Source organism: Cnuibacter sp. UC19_7, from assembly GCF_042699995.1.
GTDB lineage: Bacteria > Actinomycetota > Actinomycetes > Actinomycetales > Microbacteriaceae > Cnuibacter.
The window spans coordinates 262,376-281,620 of sequence record NZ_CP170560.1 but is presented as its reverse complement, the minus strand read 5'-3'; the positions used below and the strand labels follow the sequence as shown (position 1 = coordinate 281,620).

The window sequence follows — 19,245 nt, the reverse complement described above, 5'->3', positions numbered from 1 at the left end:
CCCGCGTCTTCAACAGGAGGTTCGGAGCGAGCGAGTGAGCGGATTGGTCTCGGCAGGACCCGGCCGGAGCAGGGGGAGCTCAGGGCAGGAGCGCCAGCACGACGCCGCCCGCCGCGCCCACCAGCACCACGGCCCAGGCGGGCAGCCGGAAGGCGACCAGCAGCACGAAGCACACCAGGCCGAGGCAGAACTCCGCCGGCCCGACGATCGCGGTGGTGAAGACGGGCGAGTACAGCGCCGCGGCCAGGATGCCCACGACCGCCGCGTTCGCTCCGCGCAGGAGCGCCTGGGCCCACGGGCGCCGCCGGAATCCGTTCCAGAACGGGAGCACACCGGTGAGCAGCAGGAACCCCGGGAGGAACACGCCGACGAGGGCGATCGCGGCGCCCGCGATCCCTCCGGGACCCGCACTCGAGAGGGCACCGAGGTAGGCCGAGAACGTGAACAACGGGCCGGGAACCGCCTGTGCCGCGCCGTACCCGGCGAGGAACTGCCCGTCCGAGACCCAGCCCGTGTCGACCACCCCCGCCTGCAGCAGAGGGAGCACGACGTGCCCGCCGCCGAAGACGAGGGCGCCCGCGCGGTAGAAGGCGTCGAACAGGTCGAGGACATCCGACCCCGTGAGGGCGACCACGACAGGCATGCCCACGAGCAGGACGACGAAGAGCACGAGGCAGGTGATGCCCGCCCATCGGGCGACGGGGGAAGCGGATGAGGTCGGCGGCGTCCGCGGGCGCGGCGCGGCAGAGAAGGAGCCCGGCGACGGCCCCGAGCACGATCGCGCCGATCTGGCCGACCGACCCGGCGAAGGCGACGGCGATCACCGCCGCGACGACGGCGATGCCCGCGCGCCGGGCGTCGGGCGCGAGGGTGCGGGCCATCCCCCAGACCGCCTGCGCGACGATGGCCACCGCGACGATCGCGAGACCGTCGAGGATGCCGCCGCCCACCGGTCCCTCGAACAGGGAGGCGCCGGACGCGAACGCGACCATGAGGATCGCCGACGGGAGCGTGAAGGCGACGAACGCCGCGAGCGCGCCGAAGGGCCCCGCCCGCAGGAGGCCCAGACCGAAGCCGACCTGGCTGGAGGCCGGGCCGGGCAGGAACTGGCACAGGGCCACCAGGTCGCCGTACTCGCGGTCGCCCAGCCAGCGGCGCCGCGTGACGACCTCGTCGCGGAAGTACCCGAGGTGCGCGATGGGCCCGCCGAACGAGGTGACCCCGAGGCGCAGGAAGACGCGGAAGACCTCCCACGGCGTGCCTGCGCGGGAGGTGGTGATGTCGTCGGCGGCCGAGGTCACGCGCGAACCCTATCCGGTCGAGGTGTCGCGCCGGGGTCGCGCTACTCCTCGTGCAGGGTCACATGCTCCGCGAAGAGCCCCGGCCACGCCATGACCCCGTAGGGCGTGCGCGCGAGCACCATCCGGCTGTGCGGCAACAGCTCGGCGAGCGTGTTCGCGGTCTTCACCGGATGCGTCCTGTCACCGGTCCAGGCCAGGATGAGGGTCGGCGTCTCGATCCGTCTGATCGACTTCTTCGACGGGAAGTCCGTCGTCGCGGCCCCCCGGAGCACGGTGGGGAGGAGCTCCTCGGCCACGGTGGGCCGGGTGAGCGGAGCATCCGCGAGCGCGGGCGGCACGGGGGCCGTGCTGCCCGACTCGACCAGCGCGACCGAGCCGTGTCGCTCCACCTGGTCGGCGTTCCGAAGGTAGATCGCCGCCTGATCCCGACGGCGCTTCCAGGCCGTGGGCGGGGTCACCAGGGTGAGGGTGGCGAAGCGCTCCGGGTCGCGCACGGCGGCGTGCAACAGGGTCCCGGTGCCCATCGAGGGTCCGACGCCGTGCACCTGCTCCCCCGGGGCGACGTGGTCGAGCAGCGCGAGGAGATCTCCCGCGAGCGCACGCCATCCGTAGTGCGACTCCGATTCCGACCCGGAGGACCGCCCGTGCCCCCGAGCGTCGTAGCGCAGGATGCGGTGACCGCGGAGCGAGCGACCGAGGTCGAGCCCGAGGAGCGCGTCGCGCGTGCGGCTGGAGGTGAGTCCGTGCAGCTGCACCACGAGAGGCCCCTCGGACCCCTCGATCTCGTAGTCGATGCTCGCGTCGCCGACCTCGAGTACCGGCACCGGCGACCCCGCAATCTGTTGGAAACCGTGGATCCCTACACTACGACGCCATGCGCCTCACCACCGTCGCCCAGATGTCGCTGTCGGCCGGTCGACTGCGCAGCCTGCGCCTGCGAGCGGCCGGCGATCCGCTCCGCGAGGTGCCGGTGTCGTTCGATCAGGGACGGCACGTCGGCGCCGGTGACCGCCCCGGGTCGTGGATGGCGCTGGCGTTCCGCCTTCCGCATCCGACCACGGCGGAGACGCTCGAACGAGCGTGGCTCGGAGTGGTCGCGCGGCACGGCACGCTCCGCACGGTGTTCTCGCGCGACGACGACACACTGCGGCTGCACGAGACGGACGTGACCTCCGCCGGCTGGTCCGAGCATCCGGTCGGCTCGGGTGAGGATGCTCGCGCGGTGCTGCGCGGTGTGCTCGATGCCGAGTGCCGGCCGTTCGCCGCACCGTCGCACCTGCTCTGTCTGGTGGAGCCCGGCGACGGGGAGGCCGACCGGCGTGCGATGTGCGTCATCGCGTCGGACCACGCCCACGTCGACATGTGGTCGCTCGCCGTGCTGGGTCGCGACCTCCTCGCCGAACTCGACGAGCCCGGCTCCGCGATCGCCGACGTCGATGTCGACTCGGCTCTCCCCCTGCCCGCGTTCGCGGAGCACACCGCCGCACTCGCGGCCATGCCCCCGGCGCCCGACCACGTGCACCGCGGCTGGGACGCCGTGCTCGCGGGCACGGGCGGGGTCATGCCCGCGTTCCCCCTGCCGCTGGGGACGCTCCGCGAGCCGCGGGAGGCCGTGGTCGAGATCCGCGACGTGCTCGGCCCGGACGAGCTGGCGCGGTTCGAGACCGCCGCGCGGGCGCGAGGGATCCGCGCACTGGCGCTGGCCACCTCCGCGCTCGCGGCCGTCACGCGGCGCCTCGCCGACGCGCCGCTGCGCGCCGTGTTCCCCGTGCACAGCCGCTTCGAGGAGCGCTGGAGGCACTCCGTCGGCTGGTTCATCACGAACTCGATCCTCGAGTGCGACGATCCCGACCCGGTCGCCTGCGGCGCCGACGTCGCGAGGGCAATCACTCTCGGCGGCTACCCGCTCGCGCCCATCCTCGCGCCGTACGGCGGCATGGTGGAGCCGCCGGGGATGTTCGCGATGTCGTGGCTCGACGTCCGACGCCTGCCCGTCGCGATCCCCGCCGAGCTCGACGCCCAGTACGTCTCCGCCGTCATCTCCACCGACGCCGTCATGATCTGGTTCATCGTGAACGCCTCGGGCATGCACCTGCGCTGCCGCTACCCCGACACGGCGGAGGCGCGCGACAGCCTGGGCCGCTGGCTCGACGCGCTCGAGATCGAGCTGAAGGAGCACGCATGCGCATCCTGATCACCGGCGGATCGGGCTTCCTCGGCACCCTCCTCGCCCGTCGTCTCCTCGCGGCGCCGGTCGGGGTGGGTGGCAGCGCCCCCGCCGAGGTCACAGAGCTCGTGCTGCTCGACGTGGTCGCGCCGGCGGACGACCTCGCACGCGATCCGCGCGTCACGGCGGTGGTCGGCTCACTCGACGATGCGCGTGTGCTCGGCGGGATCGGGCACGCGAGCGGCCAGGGCGAGCCCGACGCGGTCGTCCACCTCGCCGGAGTCGTGAGCGGAGCGGCCGAGGTCGACCTCGACGCCGGGCTCCGCGGCAACCTCGACGGGCTGCGGGCGCTCCTCGACACCGCACGCCGCTGGCGGACGCCGCCCGTGCTCTTGTTCTCGAGCTCGCTCGCCGTGTTCGGCCGCGACCCGGCGCTCGCGCCGCTCGGCGTGATCGCCGACGACACGCTGCCGACCCCGCAGTCGAGCTACGGCATCCAGAAGCTGATCGGCGAGCACCTCGTCACGGACTACACCCGCCGTGGGCTCGTGCGAGGGCGCAGCGTGCGCCTGATGACCGTCGCGGTCAGGCCCGGCAGGCCGAACGCGGCCGCATCGAGCTTCCTCTCCGGGATCATCCGTGAGCCGCTCGCCGGGGCCCGCGCCGTCTGCCCGGTCGATCCCGACATGCCCGTCGCGCTGTCGTCCCCCTCGACCACGCTCGCCGGACTCCTGCGCGCACTCGAGGTGGACGACGCCACGTGGGGCAGCACGACCGCGATGTCGCTGCCCGCCCTCACGACCACCCCGCGCGAGATGGTCGCGGCACTCGAGCGCGTCGGGGGGCCCGAGGCGGCCGCCCTCGTCGGCTGGATCCCCGACCCTGCCGTCGAGGCGATCGTCGGCACCTGGCCGTCGCGCTTCCACACGCACCGGGCCGCCGCGCTGGGCCTGGCTCCGGTCGCGTCCTTCGACGCGGTGATCGAGGAGTTCCTCGCCTGACCGACGATCGGACGACCGGTCTCGCGGACGTGCCCGCACCGAAGCACACCCACCGAAGGCAGAGGATGCGCCGAAGCGCGCCCCCGTACGATGTGCGGGTGACCGGCGACCTCCTCACCCGCCGCGGGCCGGCCCGCGCCGGTACCGCGCGCCCCGGTCGCCGCAGCACGATGCTGGGGCTCGGCGTCGGGATCGCGGCCCTCGCCGCGCTGATCGGAGTGCGCTCGATCACCGCGGGCTGGGACGACCTGTCGCTGCCCGAGGCGCTCCGCGACTTCGTGACCCTCGCCACGAGCGTCATCATCGAGTCGCTGCCGTTCGTGTTCCTCGGCGTGCTGCTCTCGGTCATCGTGCAGATCTGGGTGCCCGACCGGGTGATCCACCGCCTCCTCCCCCGCAATCGCACCGCACGCCGCGCCGTCCTCTCGTTGCTCGGCGTGCTGCTCCCCGTCTGCGAGTGCGGCAACGTGCCCCTCGCCCGCGGTCTCGTGATCAAGGGCGTCGGCGTCCCCGAGGCGGCGACGTTCCTGCTGGCGGCGCCGATCCTCAACCCGGTCACCATCATCACCACGTACCAGGCGTTCGGGTGGAGCGACGGCATCCTGGCCGGCCGCATCGTGGGCGGCTTCGTCATCGCCAACCTCGTGGGCTGGCTGTTCAGCCGCCACCCCGAGCCCGAGCGGCTCCTCACCCCCGAGTTCTCGGCGTCGTGCCAGGTGCACCGCGACCACCCGGTCAGCGGTCGGCGGATGCGCCGGGCCGTCGCCGGATTCGCCGAGGAGACCGCGACCATGCTGCCCGCCCTCGTCATCGGGTCGATGATCGCCGGCGCCATCCAGGTGGGTGTCTCCCGCGATCTGCTGGGCGCGCTGGGCGCGAACCCGATCTGGTCGGTTCTCGCGCTCATGGGCCTCGCGTTCATCGTCGCGATCTGCTCGAACGTCGACGCGTTCTTCATCCTCGCGTTCGGCGCGACCTTCACCCCCGGATCGATCGTGGCCTTCCTGGTGTTCGGCGCGATGGTCGACGTGAAGATGATCGCGATGATGCGCACGACCTTCACGACGAGAGCCCTCGTCGTGCTCGTCAGCGTGGTGGCGCTCACCACGCTCGTCCTCGGATTCGGGGTGAACCTGCTTGTCTAGACTGCTCGAACGCTGGCGCGGCGTCGTCATCAGCCTGCTCGGGGTGGCCGCCATCCTCTGGCTCGCCGTCGACGGAAGCCTCGGCCTGTACATCCACCCGCGGTACTTCGTGTTCACCGTCGTGATGGCGGTCATCGCGGGTGCAGCCGTCATCGCCGCGTTCGCCTTCGTCCCCCGTCGCAGCGACGGAGCAGCGGACGACGACGGGCACGGCCACGACGACGGGCACGGCCACGACGACGGGCACGGCCACGAGCTCACGGCGCCGGGCCGCTCCCCCGTCCGCCGGGCGCTCGCCTCGGCGGGCACGTTGGCCGCCGTGGCCGTCGCGGCCGTGGTGCTCGTGGTGTTCCCGCCCTCGACGCTGTCGACGACCTCGGCGAGCACCGCGCAGCTCGACAACGCCACGACGGTCTCCGCGCCCTCGACCGAGCTGCTGACCGGCGCCGACACCGCCTCCTTCACGGTGAAGGACTGGGCTTCGGTGCTCCGCCAGGGCGGCGACTTCGCGGATGGCCGGTCGGCCGACCTCACCGGTTTCGTGATGGCCTCTCCCGACAGTCCGGACATGTTCTACGTCGCCCGCTACGTGATCACCTGCTGCGCGGTCGACGCCCAGCCCGCGGGTGTGCCGGTGTACAGCCCCGGATGGCAGGACACCGCGAAGGAGGGCGCCTGGGTGCACGTCTCGGGCACGTTCTCGCCGAACACCGTCTCGGCGAGCACGGCCGCGTACACCCTGACGCCCGCCGTGCTCGAGCCCATCGACCAGCCCAGCAACCCCTACGATTACTGACCTGTGAATGCCGAGTTCCGATGACCGCCGATGAGACGCTGCCGGGCCGTGCGCCACGCCCCCGCCGTGGAGGGCGCTTCCCGACCACGGTGATCGCGACGGTCGGCATCCTCGCCGTGCTGGCCGCCGGGCTCGGTGTGGCCTCCGTGGTCCGTGGGCCCCGCATCTCCTCCGGCGTCGTGAACGAGACCGCCGCCGTCTCGAAGACCGGGCAGCGGCTCACCCTCGACGTCGATCAGCGCACGGACGCGGTGACGCCCGACGACGTGACCGTCACGCCCGACGCCCCGCACTCGGTGGCGTCCGACGGATCCAGCGTCGTGATCACGTTCGACGGCATGCTCCGCTACGCCACCGACTACACGGTGTCGGTGGCGCTGCGCGGCTCCGACAGCGGCGCCGAGGCGACCTCGTCGTACTCCTTCACGACCCCCGATGCCGACGTCTACACACTGGTTCGCGACTACCGGCACGACTCGTCGGACGTGAAGATGCCCGACTCGATCGTGCAGAGCACCGTGGTCGACCCCGCCGGCTCCGGCGCCGCACCGGCCGCCGCCCAGCGCATCGAGGAGTTCGCGGCCTCCGACAGCATGATCGCGACCGTGGAGTCGACCGCCGACGGATCCGATGCGCTGGTCCTCCACGGCACCGACGGCGCGGGCCCCTACCCGGTCTTCAGCCCGGACGGCGCCATCATCACGACCCTCCGCTCCGCGCCCTCCGCGGGCCTGTTCGGCTACACCGTCAACGGCGGGACCGCCGACGACGGGAGCACCTACCGGAGTGCCCTGCTCGTCTACGACCCCACGGCCTCCTCCGGGCGGCCCGTGGTCGTCACGTCGCTCGACGGCCAGCCGCTCTACGTGGTCTCCTGGGTCTTCGTGCCGGGCACGTCGAGCCTCGTCGCCCAGGCCCAGGACCAGCAGCTCTACCTCGTCGACGGGCTCACCGGCACCTCGTCGCCGATCGGGCGTCACACCGAGATCCGCGGCTTCCTGCCCGGGTCCGCCACCCTCATCGTCGGCGACTCGACGGGAGACTCCGCGCTCGACCTCACCGACGGCACGTCGACGCCGTGGACGAGGACCCCGATCCAGGCAGAGGCCGACGAGTACCCGGGCAAGATCGTGCCCACCGGCGCCGACCAGTACGTGCAGCAGCTCGACCGGGTCGACTACGCGCAGTCCACCGCGCCGCTCGGCTCCCGGCTCGTGGCGGCCGACCCCTCCGGCATCCGGACCGTGTTCACGCCGCCGTCCGCCGGAGGACGTATCACCGACTTCTGCACCTCTCCCAACGGGCAGTACCTCGCCGTCGAGGTGGTGTCGGCGGACGCGCGGGTCGACACGTACGCGGTGACCGGCTACGAGAACGTCCTGACGTACTTCGTCGATCTCGCCACCGGCGACTCGTCGCGCTCGGTCAACGGCTTCATGCCGAGCTGGTGCACCTGACCGGCCGTTGCGATTTGAGAACGGTTATCATTACCGTCTAGGCTGACGCCATGAAGTCCCGACCCCTGCTCCTCGCCTCCGGTGCCCTCGCCGCCGCGGCCCTCCTGTCCGCCTGCTCGTCGACCCCCGCCTCGACGGACCCGTCCGCGTCCTCCGGGGCTGCTGGAACCCTCAGCGTCGTCGCGTCGACGAACGTGTACGGCAGCATCGCCGCGGCGATCGGCGGGGAGGACGTCCAGGTCACGAGCCTCATCGACGACCCTGCTCAGGATCCGCACGAGTACGAAGCCACCGCGCGCGATCAGCTCACGCTGTCGCAGGCCACCGTCGTGATCGAGAACGGCGGAGGCTACGACCCGTTCGTCGACAGCATGCTCTCCTCCGCAGGGAACACGGGCGCCGTCGTGCTGAACGCCTCCGAGATCTCCGGCCTCATGCCCTCCGACGCGGCCGACACGACCGCCGACGCCGATCACACCGACTCAGCCGACGACGCGGGCGACGGCCACGACCATGTCGAGGGCTTCAACGAGCACGTCTGGTACAGCTTCGCCGCCATGGATGCGCTGGCGAAGCAGCTGGCCGAGGCCCTGGGCGAGGCCGACCCCGACGACGCCGCCACCTTCGAGGCCAATTACCAGACCTTCTCCGGCGAGCTGGCCACGTTGACCAAGGGAACCGACGACATCGCAGCGGCGCACCGCGGCGAGGGCGTGGCGATCACCGAGCCCGTGCCGCTCTACCTCCTCGAGGCCGCGGGCCTGGTGAACAAGACCCCCGCCGAGTTCAGCGAGGCGGTCGAGGAGGGCACCGACGTTCCGCCCCTCGTGCTGCAGCAGACGATCCAGCTCATGACCGACAGGTCGGTCGCGATGCTCGCCTACAACGAGCAGACCACGGGCGGCCAGACCGAGCAGGTGTCCGACGCCGCGACAGCGGCCGGGATCCCGGTGGTCGGCTTCACCGAGACGCTGCCCGACGGCGATGACTACATCTCGTGGATGACCGCCAACGTGAAGGCGGTGGCCGACGCCCTGAAGTGACGGCCTCAGCACCGTCGGTGCCCCTGCCGCATCGGTGCCCCTCCCGCCCCCGATGCGAGAGGGGCACCGACCTCTCTCCGGCGCGTAGGCTGGTCTCGTGCACACATCCGAGACTCAGCCTCCGCGGCAGAGGGAGGTCTTCGGCGCGTTCGGCGCCGACCCGAGGTAGACCCGTCTGACCCTGAACCCCGCCCGCTCCTGGAGCCAGGCGCGGGCTTCATCACAGACGCAAGGAACCTCATGCACACCCTGACAGAGCGCGACATCCGCGCCAGTCTGATCAACGTCTCGCAGCGCGAGCGCGCCTCGCTGCTGCTGCCCGCGCTCGACGAGCTCGCCTGGGATCGCCTCGACTACCTCGGTTGGCGCGACCGCAAGCAGCCGATGGTCGGCTGCGTCGTCACGTTCCTCGACGACGAGCCCACGGGGATCGTCCTCCGCCAGTCGGAGGGACGCATCCGCGCCCGTCCGCAGTGCTCGTGGTGCGAGGACGTGACCCTGCCGAACGACGTGGTCATGTTCAGCGCCCGGCGGGCAGGCAAGGCCGGACGCAACGGCGACACCGTCGGCACCCTCGTCTGCGCCGAGTTCCAGTGCTCCGCGAACGTGCGCCGTCCGGCGCCGCCCGCGTACATCGGGTTCGACCAGGTGGCGGAGCGCGAGCGCCGCATCCTGGCGCTCCGCGGTCACGTCGACAACTTCCTGCGCGACATCCGCGACTCCGCCTGAGACACCATCCCACCGGCCCGGCGTCGGGGGTCATGTGTACGCTGTTCACATGATCCCCGACGACCAGCACCCCACCGCGGAGGCGCGCGCCGGCGAAGCCTGGGGCGACGCTCCCTGGAAGGGCAACGTCGGGCTCTTCCTGAGCGGGCAGACCGTCTCGCTGTTCGGTTCGATGATCGTCCAGTACGTGGTCATGTGGTACGTCACGCTCGAGACGAAGTCGGGCCTGGCGGTGGCGCTCTACGCCCTCGCCGCCTTCGCGCCGCAGGGAGTGGTCTCGATCTTCGGCGGCACCCTCGCCGACCGCATGAACCGGCGCATCCTCGTCATGCTCTCCGACGGCGCGATCGCGATCACCACCCTCGCGCTCGCCCTCCTCATGCTCGCCGGCGTCACCGATCTCTGGATCATCCTGCTCGCCGTCGGCGTGCGCTCCGTCGGCGCCGGGTTCCAGACGCCCGCGGTGCAGGCGATGATCCCGCAGATCACCCCGCCGGATCAGCTGATGCGAGTGAACGGCCTGTTCGGGACGATCCAATCCGCGATGACGCTCCTGGCGCCCGCGGCGGCCGGGGCGGTCTTCGGCCTCTTCGGCATCGTGCCCGCGTTCTTCATCGACGTCGTGACCGCGGCCATCGGCATCGGGCTGCTCGCTCTCGTCCGCGTCCCGACCCTGGCCCGCGTGACCGAGAGCCGCACCTCGTACCGGGCCGACCTCGTCGAGGGCATGCGCTACATCTGGAGCCACGGCATGGTGCGCTGGCTCCTCGTCGTGTTCGCCATCATCTTCCTCCTCACCGTCGCGCCCTCGTTCATCACGCCCCTCATGGTCGCGCGCACGTTCGGCGAGGAGGCGTGGATGCTCACCGTGCTCGAGATCGCGTTCGGGCTCGGGATGCTCGCGGGCGGCGTCCTGGTCTCGACGGTGCTCGCCAAGCGCCCGCCGATGGGACTCATCCTGGTCTCGACGTTCGGGTTCGCGGTGCTCACCGTCGGCATGGGCCTGAGCCCCACGCTCCTCGTCTTCTACGTGCTGATGTTCCTCTTCGGGCTCCTCGTCCCGTGGTTCTCCGCACCGTTCATGACGCTGATCCAGGAGACGGTCAAGCCCGAGATGCACGGGCGCGTCTTCAGCTACGTGAGCATCGTGATGGCTCTGGCCACGCCGGCGGGCATGCTGGTGTTCGGCCCCGCCGCCGACATCATCAGCGTGCAGACGCTGCTCGTCACGGCCGGCCTGCTCACCATCCTCACCGTCGTCATCGCGATCCTGCTGCCCTCGGGCCGCGCCGCGCTGCGGGCGGCGCGCACCGCCCGGGCCGAACCCGCCGACCCCGCGTGACGGCCACGGCGAGGTCCAGCCCGCGGTCGGATGGCGCTGCTAGGGTGGCCCCCGACCGACCCGAGCCCGACTTGACGAGAAGGATCCCTTCACGTGACCTCAGACACCATCGGCGAGACGGTCGTGCTCGACGAGGTGGTCCGCATGCAGGACTACTTCGTCACCCGCACCACGCTCCTCATCGCCTCACGGGCCGAGCCTCGTGAGTGGCAGGCGGTCTTCGAGGCGGCCCAGCGGGCGTCGGGCGACGACTGGCGCGCGCGCGACGGACTGCTCTTCGACGTCACGCTCGCGCGCTGGGTGATCGCGACCCAGCGCATCACGGGTGAAGGATGGCGGGGCGGCCGCACCGCGGCCACCGCGTTCACCGAGGCGGTGTCCGCCGGCGCCGCGCCCGCGGCGCGCTCCATGTGGAAGGCCGAGTACCTCGCCGGGCCCACACGGCTGACGATCCGGCTCCTCGAGCAGATCTACCTGCTCGACGCCGCCACGTACGCCACCGCCGCGCTGGAGCAGCTCCCGGCGGCGTACCCGTCGGTCGTCACGCCGGGAGACATCCCGGACGAGTGAGGCCCGGGCGACCGGGGCCCCGGCGGCTTGGCCTGGGCGTCAGTCGGCGGCGGCGAGCTGCCCGCACGCCCCGTCGATCTCCTTGCCGCGGGTGTCGCGGATGGTCGTCGGCACCCCCGCGTCGACGAGCCGACGCACGAACTCGGCCTGGGCGGCGGGTTCGGATGCGGTCCAGATCGACCCCGGGGTCGGGTTCAGCGGGATCGGGTTCACGTGCACCCAGCCGCGTCCGCGGGCATTGAGCTTCTCGGCGAGGAGCTCGGCGCGCCAGCCGTGGTCGTTCATGTCCTTGATGAGGGCGTACTCGATCGACACACGTCGACCGGTTGCCTCGAAGTACGCGCGAGCCGCGTCGAGGGCCTCGTCGACCTTCCACCGGGAGTTCACCGGGATCAGCTCGTCGCGCAGCTGATCGTCGGGCGCGTGCAACGAGAGCGCGAACGTGACGGGGATGTCCTCGGCGGCCAGCTTCTTGATGGCCGGGACGAGACCCACCGTCGAAACCGTGATGCCGCGGGCGCTCATCCCCAGCCCTTCGGGCTGAGGCGCGATCATGGTCCGCACGGCCTGGATGACTCGGGCGTAGTTGGCCAGCGGCTCCCCCATGCCCATGAAGACGATGTTGCTCACACGCTCGGGGGTGGTCTCGCCGCGCTTCTTGCCGCCGAGCTCCCCCGCCGCGAGGGCGCGGTTCGCGCGCACGATCTGGTCGACGATCTCGGCCGTCGACATGTTGCGGGTGAGGCCCGCCTGGCCGGTGGCGCAGAACGGGCAGTTCATCCCGCATCCGGCCTGCGACGAGATGCAGAGCGTGATGCGCCCCGTGTAGCGCATGAGGACGGACTCGACCAGGGCGCCGTCGTGGAGGCGCCAGAGGAACTTGATGGTGTCGCCGCGGTCGGTCTCGAGCCTGCGCACCTCGGTGAGGAGCGGAGGGAGGAGCCCCGCGACGAGCTCCTCGCGGCCGGCCGCGGGAAGGTCGGTCATGTCGGCGGGGTCGGAGGTGTAGTGCGTGAAGTAGTGCGTGGCCAGCTGCTTGGCGCGGAAGCCGGGCAGCCCGAGCTCCTTGATGCGCTCGACCCGCTCGGCGGCGGTGAGGTCGGCGAGGTGCACGGGCGGCTTGCCGCGCTTGGGCGACCCGAACTGCAGGAGGGGGCGTCCCTCGGCATCGAGCTCTGCGACCACCCCTCGGTGGCCGGGCGCACCTGGCGCACGGGCGTGGAGGTGGTCTCTGTCATGCCTCCGAGGGTACGCGATGGAACCGTGACGTCGTCTCCGTCCCTATGCAGAGAACTTGTGCATAGATTCTCTGCATGACAGGATCTGAGCCATGAGCGACTCCGACTACACCGGGATGCACCTCGACGAACGGGCCGTCCGCGTCCTGGCACATCCCCTGCGATCGCGACTCCTCGGTGCGCTCCGCCTGCACGGGCCGGCCACGGCGACCGAGCTCGCCGACCGCCTCGGCACCAACACGGGGGCCACGAGCTACCACCTCCGCGCGCTCGAGGGCGTGGGACTGGTCATCGACACCGACGAGGGCCTGGGCCGTCGTCGCCTCTGGCGTGCCAGCACCGACTTCCACTCCTGGACGGAGTCCGACTTCGCCGATGACGAGGACGCCCGGACCGCCCTCGGCTGGCTGCAGCGCGACTGGGTGCGGCAGCTCGCCGGGCGCGCCGAGCGGTGGCTCGACGCCGCCGACGCCTGGCCCGCCGACTGGGTCGATGCGATGGGGTTGAGCGACAGCGTGGTCCTCGTCGACGACGCCGCCGCCGCGGAGCGCCTCCGCGCCGAGCTCGGCGCCGTGCTCGACCGCTACCGCAGCAGCGAGAACCCGGAGGCGCGGCGCATCCACGTGCATCAGTTCCTCAGCCCCATCGACCTCGAGCCGCCGCACGAGCCGCAGCCGCCGCACGAGCCGCAGCCGCCGCACGAGCCGCAGCGTCCGCGCGAGCCGCAGCCGCCGCACGAGCCGCAGCCGCCGCACGAGCCGCAGCGTCCGCGCGAGCCGCAGCCGCTGCACGAGCCGCAGCCGCCGCACGAGCCGCAGCGTCCGCGCGAGCCGCAGCCGCCGCACGAGCCGCAGCCGCCGCACGAGCCGCAGCGTCCGCGCGAATGATGGGCACGCTCTCGACGCGGTCGCTCGAGCGCCGCTTCCTCCTGCTCACCGGCACCCGCTGGCTCCAGGTGGGGGTCGTCTTCGGGCTGACCATCCTGCTGCCGCTCCAGCGCGGACTCTCGGTCGCCGAGGCCGGGGTCCTGCTGTCGATCCAGGGGTTCGTCGTGCTCGCCCTCGAGCTGCCGAGCGGCAGTCTCGCCGACTCCCTCGGGCGACGTCCGGTGATGCTCCTCGCCGCCGTCGCGGCGATCACCGCCACCGTCCTCTTCGTCACCGCGTCGTCCTTCTGGGGCTTCGCGCTCGCGCTGCTGGTGCAGGGGGTGTTCCGAGCCCTCGACTCCGGTCCGCTCGAGGCCTGGTTCGTCGACTCCCTCGGCACGGATGCCGAACCGACGCGCGTGGCACGATCGCTCGGCCGGGGATCGACCGTGCTGGGCACGGCGATCGCGCTCGGGTCGGCGGCCGGCGGTCTGCTGGTCTGGTGGGCGCCGGTGCCGGGCCTCGACCCCCTGGTGCTCCCGTTCCTGGTCGCCCTCGCGATCGAGGTCATGCACCTCGTCCTGCTCGTCGTCCTGGTGCACGAGCCCCGGGCACCGCGGCCTCGACGGAGGCGAGGGGCGGGCGCAGAGGATCGCTCGCGGGCCCGCACGTCCCCGTGGGCGGCGCTCACCGCGGCGATCCGCCTGGTCGCGCACGATCGTGTGCTGCGCTGCCTCGTGCTCGTCGAGGTGGCCTGGGCTCTGGCGATGATCGGATTCGAGACGCTCACCCCCATCCGCCTCGCCGAGCTCACCAGCACGGTCGACGCCGCGGCCGTCTTCGGACCGGCGTCCGCCGTCGCGTGGGGCGTGTTCGCCGCGGGCTCGGCGCTCTGCGCGTTCCTCGTCCCGCGGGTCGGCGTCGTCCGGGTCGCCATCGCGGCGCGCATCCTGAACGGGGTCTTCGTCGCGACGATGGGACTCCTGGCGGGCGTCGTCGGCCTCCTCGTCGGCTACTGCCTCGCGTACCTGGCCCACGGGGCGGCCGGACCGGCCCACAACGCGCTCCTGCACCAGCGGGCGGAGGCGCGCACCCGCGCCACCGTGCTGTCGGTGAACTCCCTCGTCGCCGGAGGCAGCACGAGCCTGCTGCTGCTCGTCGTGCTGCCGCTCGCCGAGGGGATCGGGACGACTCCCGTCCTCATCGCCGTCGGGCTGATCAGCACCCTCGGGGCGCTGCTGTACCTCCCTGCACGAGACCGGCGACGGCCGGGCGACGCGACGCCTGAACGTCGAGCCACCCGGCCGTCGGACCGTCCCGGTGGGGTGGGGACGACCCCCCTCGGTCAGGGAGCGGTGACCGGACCTGCGGATGCCGTGGCGAAGTCGACCGCCGCCGCCGTGCCGAGGGTGTCGAGGAGGCCGAGCCGGAGGGCGGTCACCGTGAACGACGCCGTGGAATCGCCGGACTGCGGGACGTCGTCCCCGGGATCCGGGGCGCCGGGCTGATCCGGTTGCACGTTCACCATGATCGAGAGCACTCCCGGCAGCGGCGCGAGCACCACGGCCAGGGCATCCACGACCTGCGTGACCACGGCGGCGAGCGTCGATCCGAGAGTGGTGAGGGTGCCGAGCACCACGTTTGCGATCGCAGTGGCCACGGGCGAGACCAGGCTCGTCTGCAGACCCGCGATCGCGGTGTTCAGCAACGCCTGGACGGCGCTGAGCGCGAGCTGCGCGGCGGGCGACAGGCCCGGCAGCACGTTCAGGCTCACGCCGAAGGTCGCCGTCCCGTCGAACAGCGACGCGAGCGTCGTGCTCGACGTCACGGCCACGTTCGCGACCTGGACGGGGGATCCGAGCACGACCAGTCTCAGCGGCGTCGAGAGGTTCACCTCGAGCGTCGCGGCCCGGATCGCCGTGGTGATGGCATTCGTGATCTGCAGCACCCTGGTGTCGAGGAGGTCGCCGACCCGGTCGACGATGTCGTCGATCACCGCCGCGTTCAGCAGCAGCTCGGTGTTCGGATCGAGACCGTTGAGGCCGTCGGGCCCGTTGAGGAGGGCGGCGAGGTCGATCTCCACCGTGCCGGCCGAGAGATCGATCGACACGTAGGGATCGTTCAGGGGAGCCGAGAGCAGCGGGGTCACCGCCCCTGCGATGTCGAGGCCCGAGAGCGCGACGGTCCCTGTGGTGGCGCCGAGCGAGACCCCCGCGATCGATCCCAGACCGACGTTCAGCTGCCCCGTGATCGCGGTGGCGATCCCCCCGCTCGGACCGAGCAGACCGTTCAGCGAGGCGTTGATGGTCGTCACCGCCGTGTTCGTGTCGGTGACGATCGAGCCGAGGATGGCGCTCTCCAGCGAGAGATCGAAGCTCGCGATACCGTACTCGCGATCCGCGTCCACGGCGGGCCCGTCGTTCCAGAGGATCGACCGCAGCGCGGCGCAGCCGTCGAGCTGCGAGCTGGCGCCGACCGCACCGACCTCGAGCTCGGGATCCGCCGCGACGCCGGTCACCGCGGGAAGGAGCGAGGCGAGCGAGATCGTGGCAGGGCCCGGCAGGGTGTCGTCCGCCGCGTACTGGGACACGAGCACGCCGCCCGAGTCGCTGACGAGGCCCGCGGCGCCGGCGGCGGTGCCGAGGCCCGACGCCTGGGCGTACTGGTTCACGGCACCAGCCGATCCGATCGGAAGGCCGACCTCGAGACCGGTCAGGTCGAGGCCCGCGATCCCTCCCAGAACGGAGATCTCGAGCGGATCGGTGTAGGTGTACGTCGGCGGGGTCGAGCCCTGGTCCAGGGCATCCGCCGGGTCGACGGTCGCTGTGCCCGCACCGTCCACACTGGTCCGCACCCCCTCGAGCGCGACGATGGTGTCGAGGTCGGTGCCCAGCAGCTCCCCCGAGAGGAATCGGCCGGATGCGGTCGACGCGAAGCCCGTCGTCGTCCCGCAGTCGAGCGTCTGCGTTCCGAGCGGTGCGCCGTGGACCCATTCGGTGTCGGGCCACGATGCCGTGGTCGCGGAGATGCCGAGCGGCACCACCACCACGGTCGCGGCCGCCACGGACACTCCTGCGAGCGCGCGCCGGACGTCGAGTGGTCTCGTCCTCTTCATCGCTCCTCCCCCTTGCGATAGATGCGGAATGCGGTGCCGATGCCGAGCAGGCCTGCGGCGAGAGCAGCGACGGCGCCGAGCGCCCAGAGGTTGCCGCCCGTGTCGGCGAGAGTGCCTGTACCACCACCACCCGGCCGCACGGGAACGTCGTCGAAGGCGGTGGCAGTGAGCCCGACAGCCATGTCGCCGGTGAGGCCCATGAGCGACTGGTCCGCTCTCGCTTCGGGTGAGTCCTCCACCGCGAGCGTCACGAGCAGGTACTCGGGTGCGGTGGCGGTGAGGGGCTCGAGGTCGAACGTGGGGCTCGAGGTGGTGTAGTCCTCTTCGGGCGTGGCCACGGTGACCCGCTCCGCCCCCGTCGGACAGACAGGGGTCGAGTCGAGCCCGGTCCACTCGACGGAGCACACGTCCACCGTCATGGACAGACCGCGCGGATGCTCGACGAGCTCGCCGGACTTGCGCAGCTCGAGGGCGAGGGTCGCCTGAGCGGCGTCCTCGAGCCTCGCACTGACCTCCCAGTACCCCGGCACTCCGGGCGAGAGGTCGAGGAACTCCGCCGGGTAGGGATCCGATGCGAGCACCAGGCGACCGGGCTGCCCGGTCGGCGGCACGTCGACGAGAGCGGCGTGAGCGGCCCCCGCCAGGGCGAGGCCCCCCGCGGCCAGCGCGAGGGACGAGGCGCCCACCACGACGCCGACGGCGGCGGCGCGGGCGAGCCGAGATGTGTGATCCACGAGCAGTTCTCCTAGGTCTCGGTGCGCTGACGCGACGGCCACAGCGCCCAGGCGATCGCGAGGGCGATGACGAGAGTGATCGCCACCATCGCGGCAGGGCTCTTCACACCGATGACCAGCCATCCGAGTCCCGGCGCGCCCGCGATCACTCGCTGAGCGTCCGTCACGGTGTAGGTCACCGGATCGACGATGTCGTTGGCATCGCCCTTGAGGGTGAGGGCCCGCGAGTCCGGCGAGCCGTCCACGAGGGCAAGATCCACGATGCGGTGGGTGACGGGGATCCCGCTGTCGGGCTTGAGGACGGTGACGATGTCGCCGACCCGCAGCTCCGAGGCGCCGACCTCCTGCACGATCGCCGCCGCACCGGTCGGCAACGTGGGGGTCATCGACCCGGTGACGAAGACGATGACCGAGAGATGGAGTGCCCATGCGGCGATCAGCCACAGGACCGACACGATCCCGACCAGTCCCAGGACGGTGAGCACCGCGTCCTTCGCCGTCCCCGTCCGGGCCACCGGGGCGGCCCGGTGGGCGGCGCCGCGGGTCCGCGCGTGATGCACGGGCCCGCGGCGAGGTGCGGCGGTGGTGATGGCGTGCATCGTGATCAGCCGCCGCCCGCGATCACGAGGAGATCGCCGAGAACTCCCAGGCGGGAGCGACGGTCCTGCCCATGAAGTCGTCCGCGCCGCCGGGAGTGACCGGGAGCGGGTCGGGCAGCAGGATCTGGAAGCAGTAGTACTGCGTGGATCCGCCGGCCGCGAGCAGAGCCTGCGAGGGAGAGCCTCCTGTGCTGTCCAGGTCGCCCGCGCCGATCAGGGTCGCCGGGCTGCCGGGCGCGAAGGCGGCCGCGTTGCAGGTGAACGGAGCGTCATCGGTGACGATCGCCACGTCGAGGGTGTCGAAGAGCAGCCCGGTGGGGTCGTCGGTGACGATGCCCGCCGCCTCGACGGCCGGGAGGAGGCTGACGTCGCCCGCCACCGAATCGGCGGAGGTGCGCAACGCCACCCCGGCGTAGATCGAGTCCCCGGGTGTGAGGTCCAGCGCGTCGGGGGTGAAGACCACCTCGCCGCCGGGGTTGTCCGGCTCGTCGGTGAAGGTGGCGCCCCCCGTCTGTGCTCTGCTGCACGGAGAAGGTCGATGTTCCGATGCCCGGCCCGCCGCTCCCGTCGCCGCCGAACACCCATTCGCTGTCCGTCCACGCCGCGAGCGTCGCCGTGGCTCCGATGCCGATCGCGGCACAGCCTGCCGCGATCGCGAACACCTTGCGCCTGGTGAGGCCGCGCTTGGTCTGAGTTTCCATGTCCGTTCCACCCCATGTCGTTGGCGGGAGACGGGAGGCCTCGTCGCCTCCTCGCCGGATCCGTCATCGGATCTGTCAGGACGCTAGGGGCGGATTCCCGGCGCGGTCACGGCCGGGCTCGGAACCCGGTAGTGGTACCAGGGATTCCTCTGTGTGCCGCTGTCGACCGCTCGCGGGGCGCACCCTCTCGGTAGGCGCTCTCAGTAGTCCGTCCGACCGATCTCGGTAGTCGCTCCGTGTCACTACGCAGGACATCCGATGGAGCGCTCGGTAGCGTGAGGCGGGACACTGCGGTCGGGGCGGTTCCGCGGGGTCGACGGGGAGTACCCACCGCCTGGGGGTGAGCATGAACGGATCTGTGGAGCACCCGCCCGCTGCGGCGGACGTGATCGGATCGGATCGCGACGTGAGCGCGATCAGCACGGCGGTGTTGACTGGTCG

15 protein-coding genes and 4 pseudogenes are annotated in these 19,245 nt (G+C 71.9%); 11 read left to right on the top strand and 8 right to left on the bottom strand.

The window, feature by feature from the left end:
- Positions 1 to 79 precede the first annotated feature (79 nt).
- Positions 80 to 1,280, bottom strand: a pseudogene (chrA, locus tag ACFJGV_RS01360) (chromate efflux transporter).
- Positions 1,281 to 1,342: 62 nt separating this feature from the next.
- Positions 1,343 to 2,125 carry an alpha/beta fold hydrolase gene (locus ACFJGV_RS01355; RefSeq protein WP_378146241.1) on the bottom strand — a complete coding sequence of 261 codons (783 nt, stop codon included), beginning with the start codon at positions 2,123 to 2,125 and terminating at the stop codon, positions 1,343 to 1,345.
- A 50-nt stretch (positions 2,126 to 2,175) separates the two neighbouring features.
- Between ACFJGV_RS01355 and ACFJGV_RS01350 the strand changes: the two genes are divergently transcribed.
- The 9 genes from ACFJGV_RS01350 (at position 2,176) to ACFJGV_RS01310 (ending at position 11,551) form a co-directional block, all read left to right on the top strand.
- Entirely contained in the window at positions 2,176 to 3,495 is a 1,320-nt protein-coding gene (locus tag ACFJGV_RS01350; RefSeq protein WP_378146239.1) for a peptide synthetase, read from the top strand.
- Positions 3,483 to 4,469, top strand: coding sequence for a D-erythronate dehydrogenase (denD, locus tag ACFJGV_RS01345; RefSeq protein WP_378146238.1), 987 nt, complete (start codon positions 3,483 to 3,485; stop codon positions 4,467 to 4,469). The genes ACFJGV_RS01350 and denD overlap by 13 nt, the downstream gene beginning before the upstream one ends.
- Positions 4,470 to 4,567: 98 nt before the next feature.
- On the top strand, positions 4,568 to 5,614 hold the full coding sequence (locus tag ACFJGV_RS01340) for a permease (RefSeq protein WP_378146237.1): 1,047 nt from the start codon (positions 4,568 to 4,570) through the stop codon (positions 5,612 to 5,614).
- Entirely contained in the window at positions 5,607 to 6,410 is an 804-nt protein-coding gene (locus ACFJGV_RS01335) for a TIGR03943 family putative permease subunit (protein WP_378146235.1), read from the top strand. Before ACFJGV_RS01340 ends, ACFJGV_RS01335 begins: the two co-directional genes overlap by 8 nt.
- Positions 6,411 to 6,430: 20 nt before the next feature.
- Positions 6,431 to 7,867, top strand: a complete 1,437-nt coding sequence (locus ACFJGV_RS01330) for a hypothetical protein (RefSeq protein WP_378146234.1) — start codon at positions 6,431 to 6,433, stop codon at positions 7,865 to 7,867.
- A gap of 50 nt (positions 7,868 to 7,917) precedes the next feature.
- A complete protein-coding gene (locus ACFJGV_RS01325; RefSeq protein ID WP_378146233.1) occupies positions 7,918 to 8,910 on the top strand; it encodes a metal ABC transporter substrate-binding protein in 993 nt (330 codons plus the stop codon).
- Between the two features lie 240 nt (positions 8,911 to 9,150).
- Positions 9,151 to 9,639 carry an FBP domain-containing protein gene (locus ACFJGV_RS01320; RefSeq protein WP_378146232.1) on the top strand — a complete coding sequence of 163 codons (489 nt, stop codon included), beginning with the start codon at positions 9,151 to 9,153 and terminating at the stop codon, positions 9,637 to 9,639.
- A 49-nt stretch (positions 9,640 to 9,688) separates the two neighbouring features.
- Positions 9,689 to 10,981 (top strand): MFS transporter, encoded by a 1,293-nt coding sequence (locus tag ACFJGV_RS01315; RefSeq protein ID WP_378146231.1) that lies wholly within the window; start codon positions 9,689 to 9,691, stop codon positions 10,979 to 10,981.
- Positions 10,982 to 11,074: 93 nt separating this feature from the next.
- Positions 11,075 to 11,551, top strand: a complete 477-nt coding sequence (locus ACFJGV_RS01310) for a hypothetical protein (protein ID WP_378146230.1) — start codon at positions 11,075 to 11,077, stop codon at positions 11,549 to 11,551.
- A gap of 39 nt (positions 11,552 to 11,590) precedes the next feature.
- On the opposite strand, the pseudogene rlmN reads toward ACFJGV_RS01310, so the two are convergent.
- Positions 11,591 to 12,789, bottom strand: a pseudogene (rlmN, locus tag ACFJGV_RS01305) (23S rRNA (adenine(2503)-C(2))-methyltransferase RlmN).
- Between the two features lie 92 nt (positions 12,790 to 12,881).
- On the opposite strand from rlmN, the gene ACFJGV_RS01300 reads away from it, so the two are divergent.
- Both ACFJGV_RS01300 and ACFJGV_RS01295 read left to right on the top strand, forming a co-directional pair.
- Complete coding sequence (locus ACFJGV_RS01300; RefSeq protein ID WP_378146228.1) at positions 12,882 to 13,676, top strand: ArsR/SmtB family transcription factor; 795 nt, start codon at positions 12,882 to 12,884, stop codon at positions 13,674 to 13,676.
- The gene (locus ACFJGV_RS01295; protein ID WP_378146227.1) at positions 13,673 to 15,163 is read left to right on the top strand and encodes an MFS transporter; all 1,491 of its coding nucleotides are present in this window, start codon (positions 13,673 to 13,675) and stop codon (positions 15,161 to 15,163) included. The genes ACFJGV_RS01300 and ACFJGV_RS01295 overlap by 4 nt, the downstream gene beginning before the upstream one ends.
- A gap of 515 nt (positions 15,164 to 15,678) precedes the next feature.
- On the opposite strand, the pseudogene ACFJGV_RS01290 reads toward ACFJGV_RS01295, so the two are convergent.
- From ACFJGV_RS01290 to ACFJGV_RS01270, 5 genes and pseudogenes are all read right to left on the bottom strand, one after another.
- Positions 15,679 to 16,770, bottom strand: a pseudogene (locus ACFJGV_RS01290) (choice-of-anchor G family protein); the annotation flags it as partial.
- Entirely contained in the window at positions 16,767 to 17,504 is a 738-nt protein-coding gene (locus ACFJGV_RS01285) for a hypothetical protein (RefSeq protein ID WP_378146225.1), read from the bottom strand. The gene ACFJGV_RS01285 and the pseudogene ACFJGV_RS01290, both read right to left, overlap by 4 nt.
- 11 nt (positions 17,505 to 17,515) lie before the next feature.
- Positions 17,516 to 18,103, bottom strand: a complete 588-nt coding sequence (locus tag ACFJGV_RS01280; RefSeq protein ID WP_378146224.1) for a signal peptidase I — start codon at positions 18,101 to 18,103, stop codon at positions 17,516 to 17,518.
- A 22-nt stretch (positions 18,104 to 18,125) separates the two neighbouring features.
- Positions 18,126 to 18,566, bottom strand: coding sequence for a hypothetical protein (locus ACFJGV_RS01275; protein ID WP_378148801.1), 441 nt, complete (start codon positions 18,564 to 18,566; stop codon positions 18,126 to 18,128).
- Positions 18,567 to 18,714: 148 nt separating this feature from the next.
- Positions 18,715 to 18,804 (bottom strand): annotated as a pseudogene (locus ACFJGV_RS01270) (acyl-CoA dehydrogenase); the annotation flags it as partial.
- Positions 18,805 to 19,245 lie beyond the last annotated feature (441 nt).

Bases quoted from the DNA above. Each gene is read 5' to 3' on its own strand.
- ACFJGV_RS01350 (WP_378146239.1), top strand. From the start codon at position 2,176: ATGCGCCTCACCACCGTCGCCCAGATGTCGCTGTCGGCCGGTCGACTG.
- denD (WP_378146238.1), top strand. From the start codon at position 3,483: ATGCGCATCCTGATCACCGGCGGATCGGGCTTCCTCGGCACCCTCCTC.
- ACFJGV_RS01330 (WP_378146234.1), top strand. From the start codon at position 6,431: ATGACCGCCGATGAGACGCTGCCGGGCCGTGCGCCACGCCCCCGCCGT.
- ACFJGV_RS01325 (WP_378146233.1), top strand. From the start codon at position 7,918: ATGAAGTCCCGACCCCTGCTCCTCGCCTCCGGTGCCCTCGCCGCCGCG.
- ACFJGV_RS01320 (WP_378146232.1), top strand. From the start codon at position 9,151: ATGCACACCCTGACAGAGCGCGACATCCGCGCCAGTCTGATCAACGTC.
- ACFJGV_RS01315 (WP_378146231.1), top strand. From the start codon at position 9,689: ATGATCCCCGACGACCAGCACCCCACCGCGGAGGCGCGCGCCGGCGAA.
- ACFJGV_RS01300 (WP_378146228.1), top strand. From the start codon at position 12,882: ATGAGCGACTCCGACTACACCGGGATGCACCTCGACGAACGGGCCGTC.
- ACFJGV_RS01295 (WP_378146227.1), top strand. From the start codon at position 13,673: ATGATGGGCACGCTCTCGACGCGGTCGCTCGAGCGCCGCTTCCTCCTG.
- ACFJGV_RS01280 (WP_378146224.1), bottom strand. From the start codon at position 18,103: ATGCACGCCATCACCACCGCCGCACCTCGCCGCGGGCCCGTGCATCAC.